Here is a 13,313-nt window from a genome sequence, read left to right on the forward strand (position 1 = left end):
CGGACCGGCCGGGCCATGCGGCAGCATAAAGCGGCCCCCAGCCGGCCCCCATCCCCTTTTCGACCAGGAGGAACCCGATGGCCCCGCAGTCCGCCGCCCCGCGGCCCGAGCCGGAGATCCTCGCCGCCTTCGAGGCGGCCAAGGGCTTCATGCCGGTCGACGAGGGCCTCGCCCTGTACGCCGCCGCCACGGAGGCCGCGGCGCTCGGGCTGCCGCTCCTCGAGGTCGGGACGTACTGCGGACGCTCCACGATCCTGCTCGCCGACGCCGCCCGCAGGGCGGGGGTGACGGCGATCACGGTCGACCACCACCGCGGCAGCGAGGAGCAGCAGCCGGGCTGGGAGTACCACGACCCGGAGACGGTCGACCCCGAGGTGGGGCGGATGGACACCCTGCCGGCCTTCCGCCGCACCCTGCACCACGCGGGCCTGGAAGAGCACGTGATCGCGATCGTCGGCCGCTCGCCGCAGGTGGCGAAGGCCTGGGCCGGGCCGCTCGGACTGGTCTTCATCGACGGCGGGCACACGGACGAGCACGCCACGGCCGATTACGAGGGCTGGGCGCCGCACGTCGCCGAGGGCGGGCTGCTCCTGATCCACGACGTCTTCCCCGACCCGGTGGACATCATGACGGGCCAGGCCCCGTACCGCGTCTACCTCAGGGCCCTGGAGTCCGGCGCGTTCACCGAGGTGTCGGCCACCGACTCGCTGCGCGTCCTGCGACGAACGGGAGCGGGGATCTGAGCCCACCGTTAGAGTCGCAGTCGTGTCGTACGTAGGTCCGGACAGTCATCCCCCACGCCCGCCCCGCCGTTTCAGCGGCGGTCCGCTCACCGTGACGCTCGCGGCCCTGGTGCCGACGTGCCTCGCCGGGTGGCTCATCTACGAGGCGACGAGCGGTCCCGGCGGCAGCGAGCCGCCCAGGACGCTCCCCGCGTCGAGCAGCTCGGCGCCCGGCTCACCCTCCGAAAAGCCGTCCCCGTCAACGTCCGACAAGGACGACAAGGGTGACAAAGGCGACGGAAAGCAGGGCGACGGGCCGGACACGGCCAAGCCATCGAAGAGCAGCGGCCGGCCCGCCGCGTCCGGGCCCCTCAAGGGCAAGGTCGTCGTCATCGACCCCGGGCACAACCCCGGCAACGGCAAGCACACGGCGGAGATCAACCGCCTGGTGGACATCGGTACGAATCGCAAGGAATGCGACACGACGGGCACGTCCACCAACAACGGTTACACCGAGGCCCAGTTCACCCTCGACGTCTCGCACCGGCTGCGCACCCTCCTCGAAAAGCAGGGCGCCACCGTCAAGTTCACGCAGGACGGCGACCGGCCCTGGGGCCCTTGCGTCGACGAGCGCGCCCGCATCGGCAATGAGGCGCACGCGGACGCCGTCGTCTCCGTCCACGCCGACGGCTCGGCGGCGGGCAACCGCGGCTTCCATGTGATCCTGCCCGCGAAGGTGGCCTCCGGCTCCGCGGACACCAGCAAGATCGTCGCCCCCTCGCGCGACCTGGGCGAGCGCATCGCCGGCAAATTTGTGAGTGCGACGGGCAGCGCCCCCTCCAACTACATCGGTGACGGCACCGGACTCGACGTACGCAAGGATCTCGGCGGCCTCAATCTGTCGACGGTCCCCAAGGTGTTCATCGAGTGCGGCAATATGCGGGACGCCAAGGACGAGGCGCTGCTGACCAGCGGCACCTGGCGGCAGAAGGCCGCGCAGGGGATCTCTGACGGAATCGTGAGCTTCCTGCGGGGGTAACGCGAGGGTCGGTCTTTATCCCGAGCAGACACCCCACCCGTGCGGACGATAATGTCCTCCGTACGATGGGGGGCCATCCCCGCGCTTTGCGCCGCGACCTTGGGGCGACAGCGACGCCTCCACCGACGAGACGACTTACGAAGGACCTGAAGTGAATATCCGCTCTCTCACTCGAGGCGACGGCGTGGTGATCGGGGCAGCGGTGTTGCTGTTCATCGCCTCGTTCCTGGACATCTTCGACATCGAAGGCGTCGGAGACTCTGCCGACATGCCGAATGCCTGGAACAGCGGGCCGGTTCTGATGGGCGTCACGCTGACCGGGATCATCGGTGCCGTCTGCATCGTCGTCTCGCGCGGCCTGCCGACTCCCCCGAAGGTCCTCGGCCTCGACCTCGGACACTTCGGTGTCGCCTTCACCATTGCCGCCGCCTGGAGCGCGCTCGGTCAGGTCTTCGACCCGGCCAGCGGCTTCGACAACATGGGACAGGGAAGCGACAGCGGCTTCGACGCCGGTATCGGCATCATCCTCTCCCTGATCGCCACCCTGGTCATGGCCGCCGGTGCGGTCCTGGCCCTGGCCGTTCCCGCCTTCAGGGCCCCGCTCGTCGGCGCCCCCCGTCCGGCCCCGCAGCCGTACGGCGGTCAGCCGCAGGGTGGTTACGGCTACCCGGGCGCGCAGGGTCAGCCGCAGGGCGGTCAGCCGTACGGTGGCCAGCCGCAGGGCGGTCAGCAGCCGTACGGTGCCCAGCCGGGTCAGCCGCAGGCGGGGCAGCAGACGCCGCCGCCCGCGCAGGCTCAGCCGGCCGGTGACTTCTCGCCGTTCTGGTTCGCCGTGCCGGTGCCGCGTCCGCTGTACGCGGAGGACGGTTCGCCGACGCCGATCGCCGAACTGGCGCCCGGTACCTGGTACCTGGCCGTCGAGCAGCGCGGTCCCGGCCTGGTGGCCCAGACGCAGGACGGCCGTCGTGGCGTGCTGCAGGACACCACGGGGATCCAGCGCGGCTGATCTTCCCCGACGCCTCACGGCCCCTCGCCCTTCCGGGCGGGGGGCCGTTGTCGTACAGTCGCCCGACGACAGGGAACTGACGGACCGTCAGGGGATGAGGTTCAGGGTATGCGTCTGGGACTCGCACTCGGCTACTGGGGGCGCGGCCCGTCCTCGGACCATGTCGCGCTGGCGCAGGAGGCGGAGCGGCTCGGCTACGACTCCGTGTGGACGGCGGAGGCGTGGGGCTCCGACGCCTTCACCCCGCTGACCTGGATCGCGGCGCAGACCTCAAGGATCAAGCTGGGTACGGCTGTTGCGCAGATGGCCGCGCGGTCGCCGGTGACGACGGCGATGCACGCACTGACCCTCGACCATCTCTCCGGCGGGCGGATGCTGCTGGGGCTCGGGCTTTCCGGGCCGCAGGTGGTGGAGGGCTGGTACGGCCGCCCGTTCCCGAAGTCACCGCTGACGGCCACGCGGGAGTACGTCGACGTGATCCGCCAAGTGCTGCGACGGGAGGGGCCGGTGGAGCTGGCGGGCCGCTTCCACGCGCATCCCTACCGGGGCGAGGACGGAAGCGGCCTCGGTAAACCGCTGAAGCCGATCACGCACCCCCTGCGGGCGGATCTGCCGGTGCTTCTCGGCGCCGAGGGACCGAAGAACATCGCGCAGACGGCGCGGATCGCGGACGGCTGGCTGCCGCTGTACTGGTCCCCGATGCGGACGGATGTCCACGAGGCGTCGCTGGCGGAGGCGCGGGACGGATTCATGGTCGCCCCCATGGCGCGGGCGAAGGTGTGCGACGACGTGGCCGAGGGCCTGCTGCCGGTCAAGGCGATGCTGGGGTTCTACATCGGCGGGATGGGGCATGCGGCACGGAACTTCCACGCGGATCTGATGGCCCGGATGGGCTTCGAGCAGGAGGCACGCCGAATCCAGGACCTGTTCGCGGCGGGGCGCCGCGAGGAGGCGGTGCTCGCCGTCCCCGACGCCTTCGCCGACGAGATCTCCCTGATCGGCCCGCGCGAACGCATAGCCGAGCGAATGGAGTTGTGGCGGAAGGGGCCGGTGACGGATCTGCTGGTCCTTGCGCCCGACCGGCGTACGTTGCGGGTCCTTGCGGAGCTGAACGGCTAGGGCCTGTCCGGCGGATCTGGCCGACTGCTGTGGGCGGTGCTTGCAGCTGCACGCACCGGACCACCGCTCACCAGCAGAGACAAGGTCAGCCCTTCGCCAGCTCCCCCGCCGACGGCACCCGGTCCTTCACCTCTGCCCCCGCCCCCTTCCCCGCGTCCTTCACCGAGTTGATGACGCCGACGAAGGAGCCGACCACCGACTCCGTCGAGTCGCCCTTGCGCAGCTTCGTCGGAAGGTCCTTCAGGGCTTCGATGCCCGCCGTCAGGGGTGCCACCGCCTTGGCCAGGGTCGGGTCGCCCTGGGCGTTCCGTGTTGCCGCCTTCAGGCGGTTGTAGGTGAAGGCGCCCGCCAGGCCCGCCTTGACCAGGGCGAACTTGCGGCCGTCGGCGCCGCTCTTGAACTTGCCCGCGCGGTAGGGCTTCACGATCCACTGGTACGTCGCCCCGGCCGCGAGCCCCGCGTTGGCGACGAAGCGCGTCTTGGCGAACTTCTGCTTCTCGGCGGAGCTGCTGCCGCTCGGTGCCGCCGCGCTGTCCTTGTCGTCGTCGTTGCAGGCGGTCGCGCCCACCAGGAGCGCGCAGCAGAGGGTGAGGGGGACTACGGCACGGCGGACGGGTGCAGGGCGGAGCACGGCGGCGGCCTCCAGGGTCCAGGGTCAGCGGTCCTCCCGGCAGCCTCGCCCCGGCCGCCGCGCCCCGCCACCGGGAGCGAGCCGTACGGGGCCGAGAGCGGCCGTACGGGTTTCAAGGGACCCGGCCCCGGTACCCGTACCGCATGAATCCCCGAACCCGGCACACCCGCGGCACCAATGAGGCCGCGAAGATCATCACTGTCGTCGCCGATGTGATGGGCGTCGTCCTCGGGCTCTGGATCCTGATGTACCTGCTCGACGCCAATCGCGCGAACGACCTCGTCCGGTTCGTGCACGAGGTGGCCCGGTGGCTCGCGGGCTGGTCGCACGACCTGTTCACGTTCGACGATGCCTGGGCTCGTGTCGTCGCCGGATACGGGCTTGCCGCCGTCGTGTACGTTTTCGTCGGCCACGCCCTCGCCAACCGGATTCGGCGCTACTGACCTCCGGCCGGTGCCCCGCAGCACTCCGGGTCGAGGCCCGTCGGGAGCCTGTCCCCCGCGAACACCGCGCAGGTCGCCTCGTCGCCGCCCAGGGCCGCCACCGCGAGGAGGATCGAGCCCGCCGTCCACGTCGTCAGCTCGCGGGGCCAGATCGCCTCGTCGTCGAAGACGTAGCCCGTCCAGTAGAGGCCCGACTCGGGGTCGCGCAGGTGCTGGATCGACTTGAGGATGTCCAGGGCCCGGTCCGATTCGCCCAGCGCCCAGAGGGACAGGGCCAGTTCGGCGCTCTCGCCGCCCGTCACCCAGTTGTTCGGGACCACGCAGCGCACGCCCAGGTCCGGTACGACGAAGCGGTTCCAGTCCTGCTCCATGCGGGACTTGGCCGCCGTGCCCGTCAGCGCGCCGCCCAGGATCGGGTAGTACCAGTCCATCGAGTAGCGGTCCTTGTCCAGGAACCGCTCGGGGTGGCTGCGGATCGCGTGCGCGAGGGCTCCCGTCGCCAACTCCCAGTCCGGCTGGGGCTCTTCACGCTGGTCGGCGATGGCCAGGGCGCAGCGCAGCGCCTGGTGGATGGAGGAACTTCCGGTCAGGAGCGCCTCGTTCACCGGCGTGCCGTCCGGCTCCCGCTTCCAGCCGATCTCGCCGCCCGGCTGCTGGAGCGCCAGGACGAACTCGACCGCCGCCACCACCGCCGGCCACATGCGGTCCAGGAACGGCTCGTCGCCCGTCGACAGGTAGTGGTGCCAGACGCCCACCGCGAGGTACGCGCAGAAGTTCGTCTCGCGGCCCCGGTCCGTCACGTCGTGCGGGTCGCCGTCCGCGTACGCCGCGTACCAGGAGCCGTCCGGGTTCTGGTGCCGGGCCAGCCACTCGTAGGCGCGGGCCGCCGCCGCGTGCTCGCCCGCCGCGTCAAGCGCCATGGCGGCCTCGGTGTGGTCCCACGGGTCCAGGTGGTGGCCCCGGAACCAGGGGATCGCGCCGTCCTCGCGCTGCACGGCGAGTATTCCGCGTACCGTGTGCGCGGCCTGATCGGCCGTCAGGACACCGGGCAGGACCAGGTGTTCCGTCCGCTCCGGGCTCGTCACGCGTCGGTCTTCGCGTCGGAATTCGCCTCGGTCTCCGCGGCGGCCTTCGGCAGGTGCGGCTTGGTCGCGTACGCCACGAAGCTCTTGCCGACGATGGGGTTCAGGAGCTGCTCCGCCACCTTGGTGGCCAGCGGCTTCTTCATGATGTCCCAGACGAGGAGCTTGTGGTACGCCCGCACCGGCAGCGCCTTGTCGTTGTCGACGCCGAACGCGCACTTCAGCCACCAGTACGGCGAGTGCAGCGCGTGCGCGTGGTGCGTGCCGTACGGCTTGAGTCCGGCCTCGCGCATCTTGCCGAGCAGTTCGTCCGCCTTGTAGATGCGGATGTGGCCGCCCTCGACCTCGTGGTACTCGTCCGACAGGGCCCAGCAGACCTTCTCGGGGCCGTAGCGCGGCACGGTGACCGCGATGCGGCCGCCCGGCTTCAGGACGCGGACCATCTCGGCGAGTACGCCCTTGTCGTCGGGGATGTGCTCCATCACCTCGGAGATGATCACGACGTCGAACGAGGCGTCCGGGAAGGGCAGGTTGAGCGCGTCGCCCTCCATGGCGGTGGCCGTCGCGCCCGCCGGGGCCTCGCCCGCCTCCTTCATCGCGGCGAACCACTTGGCGACCTCGCGGATCTCCTCGCCGTTCTGGTCGAGGGCCACCACCTGGGCGCCGCGCCGGTAGCACTCGAAGGCGTGCCGGCCCGCGCCGCAGCCCAGATCGAGTACGCGGTCGCCCGCGGCGAGCGGGAAGCGGGTGAAGTCGACGGTCAGCATCAGCGAGGGCTCCCGGAGTATGTCGGGGTGGCCGCGGGGCGGCGGCCGGTTTCTTGCGGACCCGCGTTCTTGGCGATCGCCGCGCGGTACAGCTCTGCGGTGCCCTGGGCGGCGCGGGCCCAGGTGAAATTGGCGAGAACCCGTTCGCGGCCCGCCGCGCCGAGGCGGGCGCGCAGCTCACGGTCGCCGAGCAGCCGGGTCAGTCCGTCGGCGAGGGCGCCCGCGTCGCCCGGCGGCACCGCGAGGCACGTCTCGCCGTCGCGTCCGGCGACCTCCGGGATCGCGCCGCCGGTCGTCGCGAGCAGCGGCGTCCCGGTGGCCATCGCCTCGGCGGCGGGGAGCGAGAAACCCTCGTACAGGGAAGGCACACAAGCCACCTGGGCCGAGCGGACCAGGTCGACCAGTTCGGCGTCGGTGATGCCCTTGACGAAGTCGATTGCGCCTTCGAGGCCGTGCCGCTCGATCGCCTGCGCCACCGGGCCGTCCTCGGCGCGCTTGCCGACCACGACGAGGTGGGCGGCGGGGTTCTCGGTGCGGACCTTGGCCAGCGCCTCGACGAGGTGGATCAGGCCCTTGAGCGGGACGTCCGCGCTGGACGTGGTCACGATGCGGCCCGGCACCTCGGGGACGGCCGGGTCCGGCGAGAAGAGGCCGGTGTCGGCGCCGATGTGGACGACGCTGATTCGGTCCTCGCGGACGCCGAGGTGGTCGACGATCTCCTGGCGTGACGTGCCGGAGACGGTCAGGACGGAGGGCAGCCGGCGGGCCACCCGCTTCTGCATGCGCGTGAACGCGTACCAGCGGCGGACGGACATGCGGCGCTTCCAGTCGGGCGCCGCGTCCAGCTCCAACTGCCGGTCCACGGTGATGGGGTGGTGGATCGTCGAGACGAGCGGTGCGCCCAGGTCGCCCAACAGGCCGTAGCCGAGGGTCTGGTTGTCGTGTACGACGTCGAAGTCGCCGCGCCTGGCGCGCAGGTGGCGGCGGGCGCGGAGGCTGAAGGTGGCGGGCTCGGGGAAGCCGCCGGTCCACATCGTCGCCACTTCGAGCGCGTCGACCCAGTCGCGGTACTCGTCGCGCTTGGGCGTGCGGAAGGGGTCGGGCGAGCGGTAGAGGTCGAGGCTGGGCAGCTCGGTGAGCTTGAGGCCGTCGAGGCCCTCGCCCTCGTCGAGGACCGGATAGGGCTGCGCGCCGATCACTTCGACGCTGTGCCCGAGGCGGGCGAGCTCGCGGGAGAGATGGCGTACGTAGACGCCCTGTCCCCCGCAGAACGGGTTCCCTTTGTACGTGAGGAGAGCGATGCGCAACGGACGGTCACCATCGGCGTGCGGCCCCGTCCGGGGGCCCGCCTCCATGGCCTCAGCGGTCACTCTCGGCCCCCTTCTGCCTGCGGTTGTCCGCGAGGTTACGCCGGGACGGTAATCTAGAACAAGTTTCAGACTTGATCGTTGAATGATCGCTGAACGAGGTCTGAATCTACCGGCAGGTAGCTCCGCTGTGAGGCCCGGATCAGGTGATTCGCGCCACGGCGGGCGCCCTGCCATGCTGACCGTTCCCCAAGCTCCCGGCTTCGCTCGGGCAGGGGAGAGCTCATACCTCGCTGGATCGGGACGACGGAACAACGGGACATATGACAGCGGATGCCAGAGCAGTGGACGTCACGGCGGCTGATCCGGCGTCGCCGCCCCTGACCGAGCGGCAGGAGGCGCGGCGCCGCCGCATCCTGCACGCCAGCGCCCAGCTCGCCAGCAGGGGCGGCTTCGACGCGGTGCAGATGCGGGAGGTCGCCGAGTCCTCCAGCGTCGCGCTCGGCACGCTCTACCGCTATTTCCCCTCCAAGGTGCATCTCCTGGTCGCCACCATGCAGGACCAGCTGCAGCACATGCACACCACGATCCGCAAGCGTCCGCCCGCCGGCGAGACGCCCGCCGAGCGGGTCGCCGAGACGCTGATGCGCGCCTTCCGGGCGCTGCAGCGGGAGCCGCATCTCGCGGACGCGATGGTGCGGGCGCTGACCTTCGCCGACCGTTCCGTGAGCCCCGAGGTGGACACGGTGTCGCGGCTCACCACGGCGATCATCCTGGACGCGATGGGCCTGGAGGTCGCGCCGACGCCGGAACAGCTCTCGGCGGTCCGGGTCATCGAGCACACCTGGCACTCCGCGCTGATCACCTGGCTCTCCGGGCGGGCGTCGATCGCCCAGGTCAAGATCGACATCGAGACGGTCTGCCGGCTGATCGACCTGACGGCGCCGGACGCGGTGTAGCGCACCCCTCGCCGCCCCGCAGGGGGCTTGAGGGGCGCACAATCGCCCGTCACATGCGCCCCCGCGCCTCCGTGGATCGCTGTTGGCCAGTTCTCCGCGTCCATCCGGGCGGTCCCCGCCGCTATGAATGGTCACGTGCTGAACGAAGCAGCCGGGACCTGTGGCGGTATTGAAGGGGCGGAACGTGATCCGGGTACTTCTCGTGCACGATGCCTGTCTGCTGCGATCGGCCCTGGCGGAGCGTCTCGCCCGTGAGCCGGACCTGGAGGTGTTCCATGCGCCTTGGAACAGTGCCCGTGAACGTACCGGCACGGTGCGGCCCGATCTCTGCGTCGTCGATCCGGACAGCGAGACGGCGCACGCCTCCGACGGGCTCGAGGAGCTGGCCGGACCGGTGAGCGGCGGCCTCGGCTGCCCTTTCCTCGTCCTTGCGACAGGGGACCGGCCGGGGCTGCTGCGCCGCTGCATGGACGCGGGCGCGCTCGGCTACGTCGACAAGGGCAGCGGCCCCGAGCGGCTGCTCGCCGCGATCAGGGCGGTGGCGGCCGGCCACAGGTTCGTGGACGATTCGCTCGGCCACGGTTTCCTGAGGGCAGCTCAGATGCCGTTGACGCACCGGGAGTTGATGGTGTTGTCACTCGCCGCCGGGGGCGCCCCGGTCGCCGAGATCGCGCACCGTCTGCATCTGTCCAACGGGACGGTGCGCAACTACATGGCCGCCATCACCCGCAAGACCGGTGCGCGCAACAGGATCGACGCCATCCGGATCTCCCGCGGGGAGGGCTGGGTGTGAGATCCCTTCTGAAGTCCCCGCCGCCGGGCCCCAGTTACCGGCCAGGTCCCGGTAGAGCGGCGAGCGCTCGATCAGCTCCGCGTGCCGGCCGCAGAGGGTGTGCGGCCCGTCCATCACCAGGACCCGGTCCGCGCGCCGGGCCGAGCTGATGCGGTGCGCGATGACGACGAGGGTGCCGCCGGGACGGGCCGCGAACGCCCGTTCGGCGCGGGCCTCGGCCACCGGGTCGAGATGGCAGGTGGCCTCGTCGAGCAGGGCGAGCGGCGCCTTCGAGACGTGGGCGCGGGTCAGCGCGAGGAGCTGACGCTCGCCCGCGGAGAGGGCGGCGGGATCGACGGCGGCGTCGAGACCGCCGAGCCGCTCCAGCAGACGCTCGCTCCCCACCGCCCGCGCGGCGACGAGGAGTTCCGCGTCCGGCACGCCGTCCGGCCGCAGCTGGGCGAGGTTCTCGCGTACGGACCCGGTGAAGGCGTACGCCTCCTGCGGGATCAACACCCGCCCCGCGACGGCCCGTTGCCCGGACACGGACCGCCCGTCCACCCGGATGCTCCCCTCCCCCGGCTCCAGCAGCCCGGCCACCAGCCCGGCCAGCGTCGACTTCCCGATCCCGCTGGGTCCCACGACGGCCAGGTGACCGCCGCGCGGGACGGTGAGCGAGAGTTCGCGTACGACGGGTTCGGCGCGGGGGCCGTAGGCGAAGGTCACGCCGGTGAGCCGGAGGGCGGGGGGCGTGCCGGGCGCGGGAACGGGTTCGGTCTCGTCCGGCTCGTCCGGTGTCGCCGGCTCCTGGGGCGGGGTCCACAGCAGGCGGCGCAGGACGACCGCGAGGCGGGAGCCGCTCGCGCCGAGGCCGTGGATGAGGTTGTGCAGGGCCGGGAGCAGGGCCTGGGTGACGTAGGCGATGGCTCCGGCGAGGGCGCCGGGTGTCACTCCGTGGTTCAGCAGCCAGGGGGCGGCGGCGAGGAGCAGGACGAGCGGAAGCTGGCCGCCGACGGTGAGGGCGGCCGTGCGGACGACGCCCCAGCGGGCGAGAGCGCGGGCCGCGGTGTACTCCGCTGCGATGCCCCTCTCCGCCTCGGCGGCCATGTCCTGCTCGGCGCCCGCAGCGGCGACGTCCCGCAGGCCGGGGCAGATGGCGCCGAGGCTGCCCGCGATGCCCTCGTCGGCGACGAGGAACCGCTCCTGGCGCCGGGCCAGCGGGCGCAGGGTCGTCAGGAACAGGGCGAGGCCCGCGAGCAGCGGTGGCGCGACGACGAGGAGGAGCAACGGATCCAGCGAGAAGAGGCCGATCAGCGCGCCGGCGGCCGTGAAGACGAAGGACCGGGACACCAGGACCAGGCCGGCGAGGGTGTCCCTGGCGATCTCCACCTGCTGGGTGAGCCGGGACACGGCGGCACCGTCCGCCTCCCGCAGCCCCCTCCCCACGACCTGCCGCACGAGGCTGTCCCGCAGCGGCTCCACGAGGTCGGCGACGGCGCGGTACACCCGCCCGGTGCCGTACGCGGCGACCACGACCCCGGCCGCACCCCCACCCAGCCACCAGAGCCCCACTGCGACCCGCCCGGCGAGAAACCCGTCGTCCAGGGCCCGCGCGAGGGCGTATCCGGTGAGGAAGGTCTGCCCGGTCTCCAGCACGGACCAGAGCGCGAGCCGCAGTACGACGGGCCACTTGCGGCGGAGGAAGCGGAGGGCGCGGGTCCTCACGTGCCGAACACCTCCCTGTACTCCCGTCGTCGCCACAACTCCGCATGGGTGCCGATCGCCTGGATGCGGCCTTCGTGGAGCCAGGCCACCTGGTCCGCTCGGGACGCCGTCGCCGCGCGGTGGGCGATGATCAGGCGGCTGCGGTGCGGGGTGTGGTGGAGCAGGGTCTCGGCTATGTGGTGTTCCGTCACGGTGTCGAGGCTGGACATCGCGTCGTCCAGGATCAGGAGCCTCCCGCCGCGCGCCAATGCCCTTGCCAGGCCCAGGCGTTGGGCTTCGCCGCCGGAGAGGGGGGCCTGGGCGCAGGGGGTGGCGTAGCCGTCGGGGAGGCGGATGACGAAGGGGGCCGCGCGGGCCGCTTCGGCCGCCTCGCGGATGCGGGGCACGGACGGGCGCGGGGCGCCGAAGCCGATCGTGTCCTGGAGGGTCGCGCCGAGCAGCGCGGGCCGTTCGAAGGCGTAGCCGATCGCGCTGCGCAGTTCCTCCCGACCGAGCGAGCGCAGGTCGGTGCCGTCCAGTCGTACGTCCCCCTCGTCGGGGTCCGCGAGCCGTCCCGCGAAGGCCGCCAGCAGCGACTTTCCCGCCCCTGAGCGGCCGACCACGGCGAGCGTGCCGCCGGCCGGGACCGTCAGGTCGACGCCGTCGAGCACGGTACGGCCGCCGCGGGTCGCCTTGATGCCGCGCAGTTCCAGGAGGCCGTCCCCGTGGGGCAGGCGGGCGGAACCGTACTCCGTCGCGGGCTGGGCAAGGACCTCGTCCAGGCGTCGCGCCGACGCCCGCGCCCGCACCAGCGCGCCCAACTGGCCCACCAGCATGCCGATTCCGGCCGCGAGGACCGCGTACCGAGTGGCGGCCATCAGCTCGCCGACGGTGATGCGGTGCCGCAGCAGCAGATACCCCGCGACCGCCACGACCGCGATCTGCAGCAGCGGCGCCACCGCGACGGCCTGCGCCTGGGAGCGCCCCTGGACCCGCCACATCCGGTGCCCCTGGCGGGAGAGTTCGGGCAGCTCCTTCAGGACGCGCGCCGCCTCCCTGTCCTCGGCGTGCGCGGCCGCGATGGTCCGTGCCCCGCCGATCGCCTCGGCGAAGCGGCCCGCGATGTCCCCCTGGACCTGCTGGTAGCGCGCCACGCAGTCGGAGGAGACCCGGACGAACGCCCGCAGCAGCAGGACGAGGAGAGGCGCCCCGACGGCGAACACCACCGCGAGCCAGCCGTCGATCAGGGCGAGGGCCACCACCGCGCCGACGGGCACGGCGAGCGCGGCCAGCAGCCCCGCGAACGTGGCGGGCGCGACCCCGGCGTGCGCCGCGTTGTCGACGAGCCGCGCCACGAGGTCGCCGGGCGCGAAACGGGAACCGGCCCGCGGTCCGACCGCCAGCACATGCCGCACGACACGGCCCCGCAGCCAGGCCGCGGTACGGGCGTTGACGGTGCCGGTGAGGACGACGTCACAGGCGTCCAGGAGTGCGCCGGCCCCGACGAGCGCGGCGCACAGGAGAACCCACCGGGTGGCGTCGGCGCCGACGTGCCCGGCCGTGTGGCCCGTCAGGACGGCGTCCAGGGCACGTCCGATGGCGTACGGCAGCACAAGGCTCGCGGCGGCACCGGCGACGGAACAGAGCGCGAGGGCCGTGCAGCGGCCGGCGCTGTGCCGGGTTCCGTCGCGCAACAGGCCGCCGTCGGGCGGTGGTTGATGTGGACGGGGGGTCGTCGTCGCCATGCGGTCCTGCACGCCCG

The 13,313-nt window shown here is 72.2% G+C and carries 12 protein-coding genes and 1 pseudogene; 7 read left to right on the forward strand and 6 right to left on the reverse strand.

What is annotated here, in order from left to right; translation table 11 throughout:
- The first annotated feature begins 77 nt into the window (after positions 1 to 77).
- The 4 genes from ACIBKX_RS03255 (at position 78) to ACIBKX_RS03270 (ending at position 3,886) form a co-directional block, all read left to right on the forward strand.
- Positions 78 to 743 (forward strand): class I SAM-dependent methyltransferase, encoded by a 666-nt coding sequence (locus ACIBKX_RS03255; RefSeq protein WP_363270688.1) that lies wholly within the window; start codon positions 78 to 80, stop codon positions 741 to 743.
- Between the two features lie 22 nt (positions 744 to 765).
- Entirely contained in the window at positions 766 to 1,761 is a 996-nt protein-coding gene (locus ACIBKX_RS03260; RefSeq protein WP_363270687.1) for an N-acetylmuramoyl-L-alanine amidase, read from the forward strand.
- A gap of 151 nt (positions 1,762 to 1,912) precedes the next feature.
- Entirely contained in the window at positions 1,913 to 2,767 is an 855-nt protein-coding gene (locus ACIBKX_RS03265) for a hypothetical protein (protein ID WP_363270686.1), read from the forward strand.
- Positions 2,768 to 2,875: 108 nt separating this feature from the next.
- Positions 2,876 to 3,886 (forward strand): LLM class F420-dependent oxidoreductase, encoded by a 1,011-nt coding sequence (locus tag ACIBKX_RS03270; protein WP_363270685.1) that lies wholly within the window; start codon positions 2,876 to 2,878, stop codon positions 3,884 to 3,886.
- A gap of 85 nt (positions 3,887 to 3,971) precedes the next feature.
- On the opposite strand, the gene ACIBKX_RS03275 is transcribed toward ACIBKX_RS03270, so the two are convergent.
- A complete protein-coding gene (locus ACIBKX_RS03275) occupies positions 3,972 to 4,517 on the reverse strand; it encodes a hypothetical protein (RefSeq protein ID WP_363270684.1) in 546 nt (181 codons plus the stop codon).
- A 143-nt stretch (positions 4,518 to 4,660) separates the two neighbouring features.
- Here ACIBKX_RS03275 and ACIBKX_RS03280 point away from each other — a divergent pair, with 143 nt between their 5' ends.
- The gene (locus tag ACIBKX_RS03280) at positions 4,661 to 4,960 is read left to right on the forward strand and encodes a hypothetical protein (protein WP_363270683.1); all 300 of its coding nucleotides are present in this window, start codon (positions 4,661 to 4,663) and stop codon (positions 4,958 to 4,960) included.
- On the opposite strand, the gene ACIBKX_RS03285 is transcribed toward ACIBKX_RS03280, so the two are convergent.
- From ACIBKX_RS03285 to ACIBKX_RS03295, 3 genes are read right to left on the reverse strand one after another with little or no spacing between them, the layout of a single operon-like run.
- A complete protein-coding gene (locus ACIBKX_RS03285) occupies positions 4,954 to 6,045 on the reverse strand; it encodes a prenyltransferase (protein WP_363270682.1) in 1,092 nt (363 codons plus the stop codon). The two genes, ACIBKX_RS03280 and ACIBKX_RS03285, sit on opposite strands and share 7 nt — an antisense overlap.
- A complete protein-coding gene (locus ACIBKX_RS03290; protein ID WP_363270681.1) occupies positions 6,042 to 6,809 on the reverse strand; it encodes a class I SAM-dependent methyltransferase in 768 nt (255 codons plus the stop codon). The genes ACIBKX_RS03285 and ACIBKX_RS03290 overlap by 4 nt, the downstream gene beginning before the upstream one ends.
- Complete coding sequence (locus ACIBKX_RS03295) at positions 6,809 to 8,179, reverse strand: glycosyltransferase family 4 protein (RefSeq protein WP_363270680.1); 1,371 nt, start codon at positions 8,177 to 8,179, stop codon at positions 6,809 to 6,811. Before ACIBKX_RS03295 ends, ACIBKX_RS03290 begins: the two co-directional genes overlap by 1 nt.
- A gap of 260 nt (positions 8,180 to 8,439) precedes the next feature.
- On the opposite strand from ACIBKX_RS03295, the gene ACIBKX_RS03300 reads away from it, so the two are divergent.
- Positions 8,440 to 9,075, forward strand: a complete 636-nt coding sequence (locus ACIBKX_RS03300; protein WP_363270679.1) for a TetR family transcriptional regulator — start codon at positions 8,440 to 8,442, stop codon at positions 9,073 to 9,075.
- A gap of 466 nt (positions 9,076 to 9,541) precedes the next feature.
- A pseudogene (locus ACIBKX_RS03305) lies at positions 9,542 to 9,784 on the forward strand (LuxR C-terminal-related transcriptional regulator); the annotation flags it as partial.
- Here ACIBKX_RS03305 and ACIBKX_RS03310 read toward each other — a convergent pair.
- Positions 9,710 to 11,572: an ABC transporter ATP-binding protein gene (locus tag ACIBKX_RS03310; protein WP_363270678.1), complete on the reverse strand. Its 1,863-nt coding sequence runs from the start codon at positions 11,570 to 11,572 to the stop codon at positions 9,710 to 9,712. The pseudogene ACIBKX_RS03305 and the gene ACIBKX_RS03310 sit on opposite strands and share 75 nt — an antisense overlap.
- Positions 11,569 to 13,296 carry an ABC transporter ATP-binding protein gene (locus ACIBKX_RS03315; RefSeq protein ID WP_363270677.1) on the reverse strand — a complete coding sequence of 576 codons (1,728 nt, stop codon included), beginning with the start codon at positions 13,294 to 13,296 and terminating at the stop codon, positions 11,569 to 11,571. Before ACIBKX_RS03315 ends, ACIBKX_RS03310 begins: the two co-directional genes overlap by 4 nt.
- Positions 13,297 to 13,313 lie beyond the last annotated feature (17 nt).

This window comes from Streptomyces sp. NPDC050658 (assembly GCF_044457025.1).
GTDB lineage: Bacteria > Actinomycetota > Actinomycetes > Streptomycetales > Streptomycetaceae > Streptomyces.

Coding starts and splice junctions, on each gene's coding strand:
- ACIBKX_RS03255 (WP_363270688.1), top strand. CDS start 78: ATGGCCCCGCAGTCCGCCGCCCCGCGGCCCGAGCCGGAGATCCTCGCC.
- ACIBKX_RS03270 (WP_363270685.1), top strand. CDS start 2,876: ATGCGTCTGGGACTCGCACTCGGCTACTGGGGGCGCGGCCCGTCCTCG.
- ACIBKX_RS03280 (WP_363270683.1), top strand. CDS start 4,661: ATGAATCCCCGAACCCGGCACACCCGCGGCACCAATGAGGCCGCGAAG.
- ACIBKX_RS03290 (WP_363270681.1), bottom strand. CDS start 6,809: ATGCTGACCGTCGACTTCACCCGCTTCCCGCTCGCCGCGGGCGACCGC.
- ACIBKX_RS03300 (WP_363270679.1), top strand. CDS start 8,440: ATGACAGCGGATGCCAGAGCAGTGGACGTCACGGCGGCTGATCCGGCG.
- ACIBKX_RS03315 (WP_363270677.1), bottom strand. CDS start 13,296: ATGGCGACGACGACCCCCCGTCCACATCAACCACCGCCCGACGGCGGC.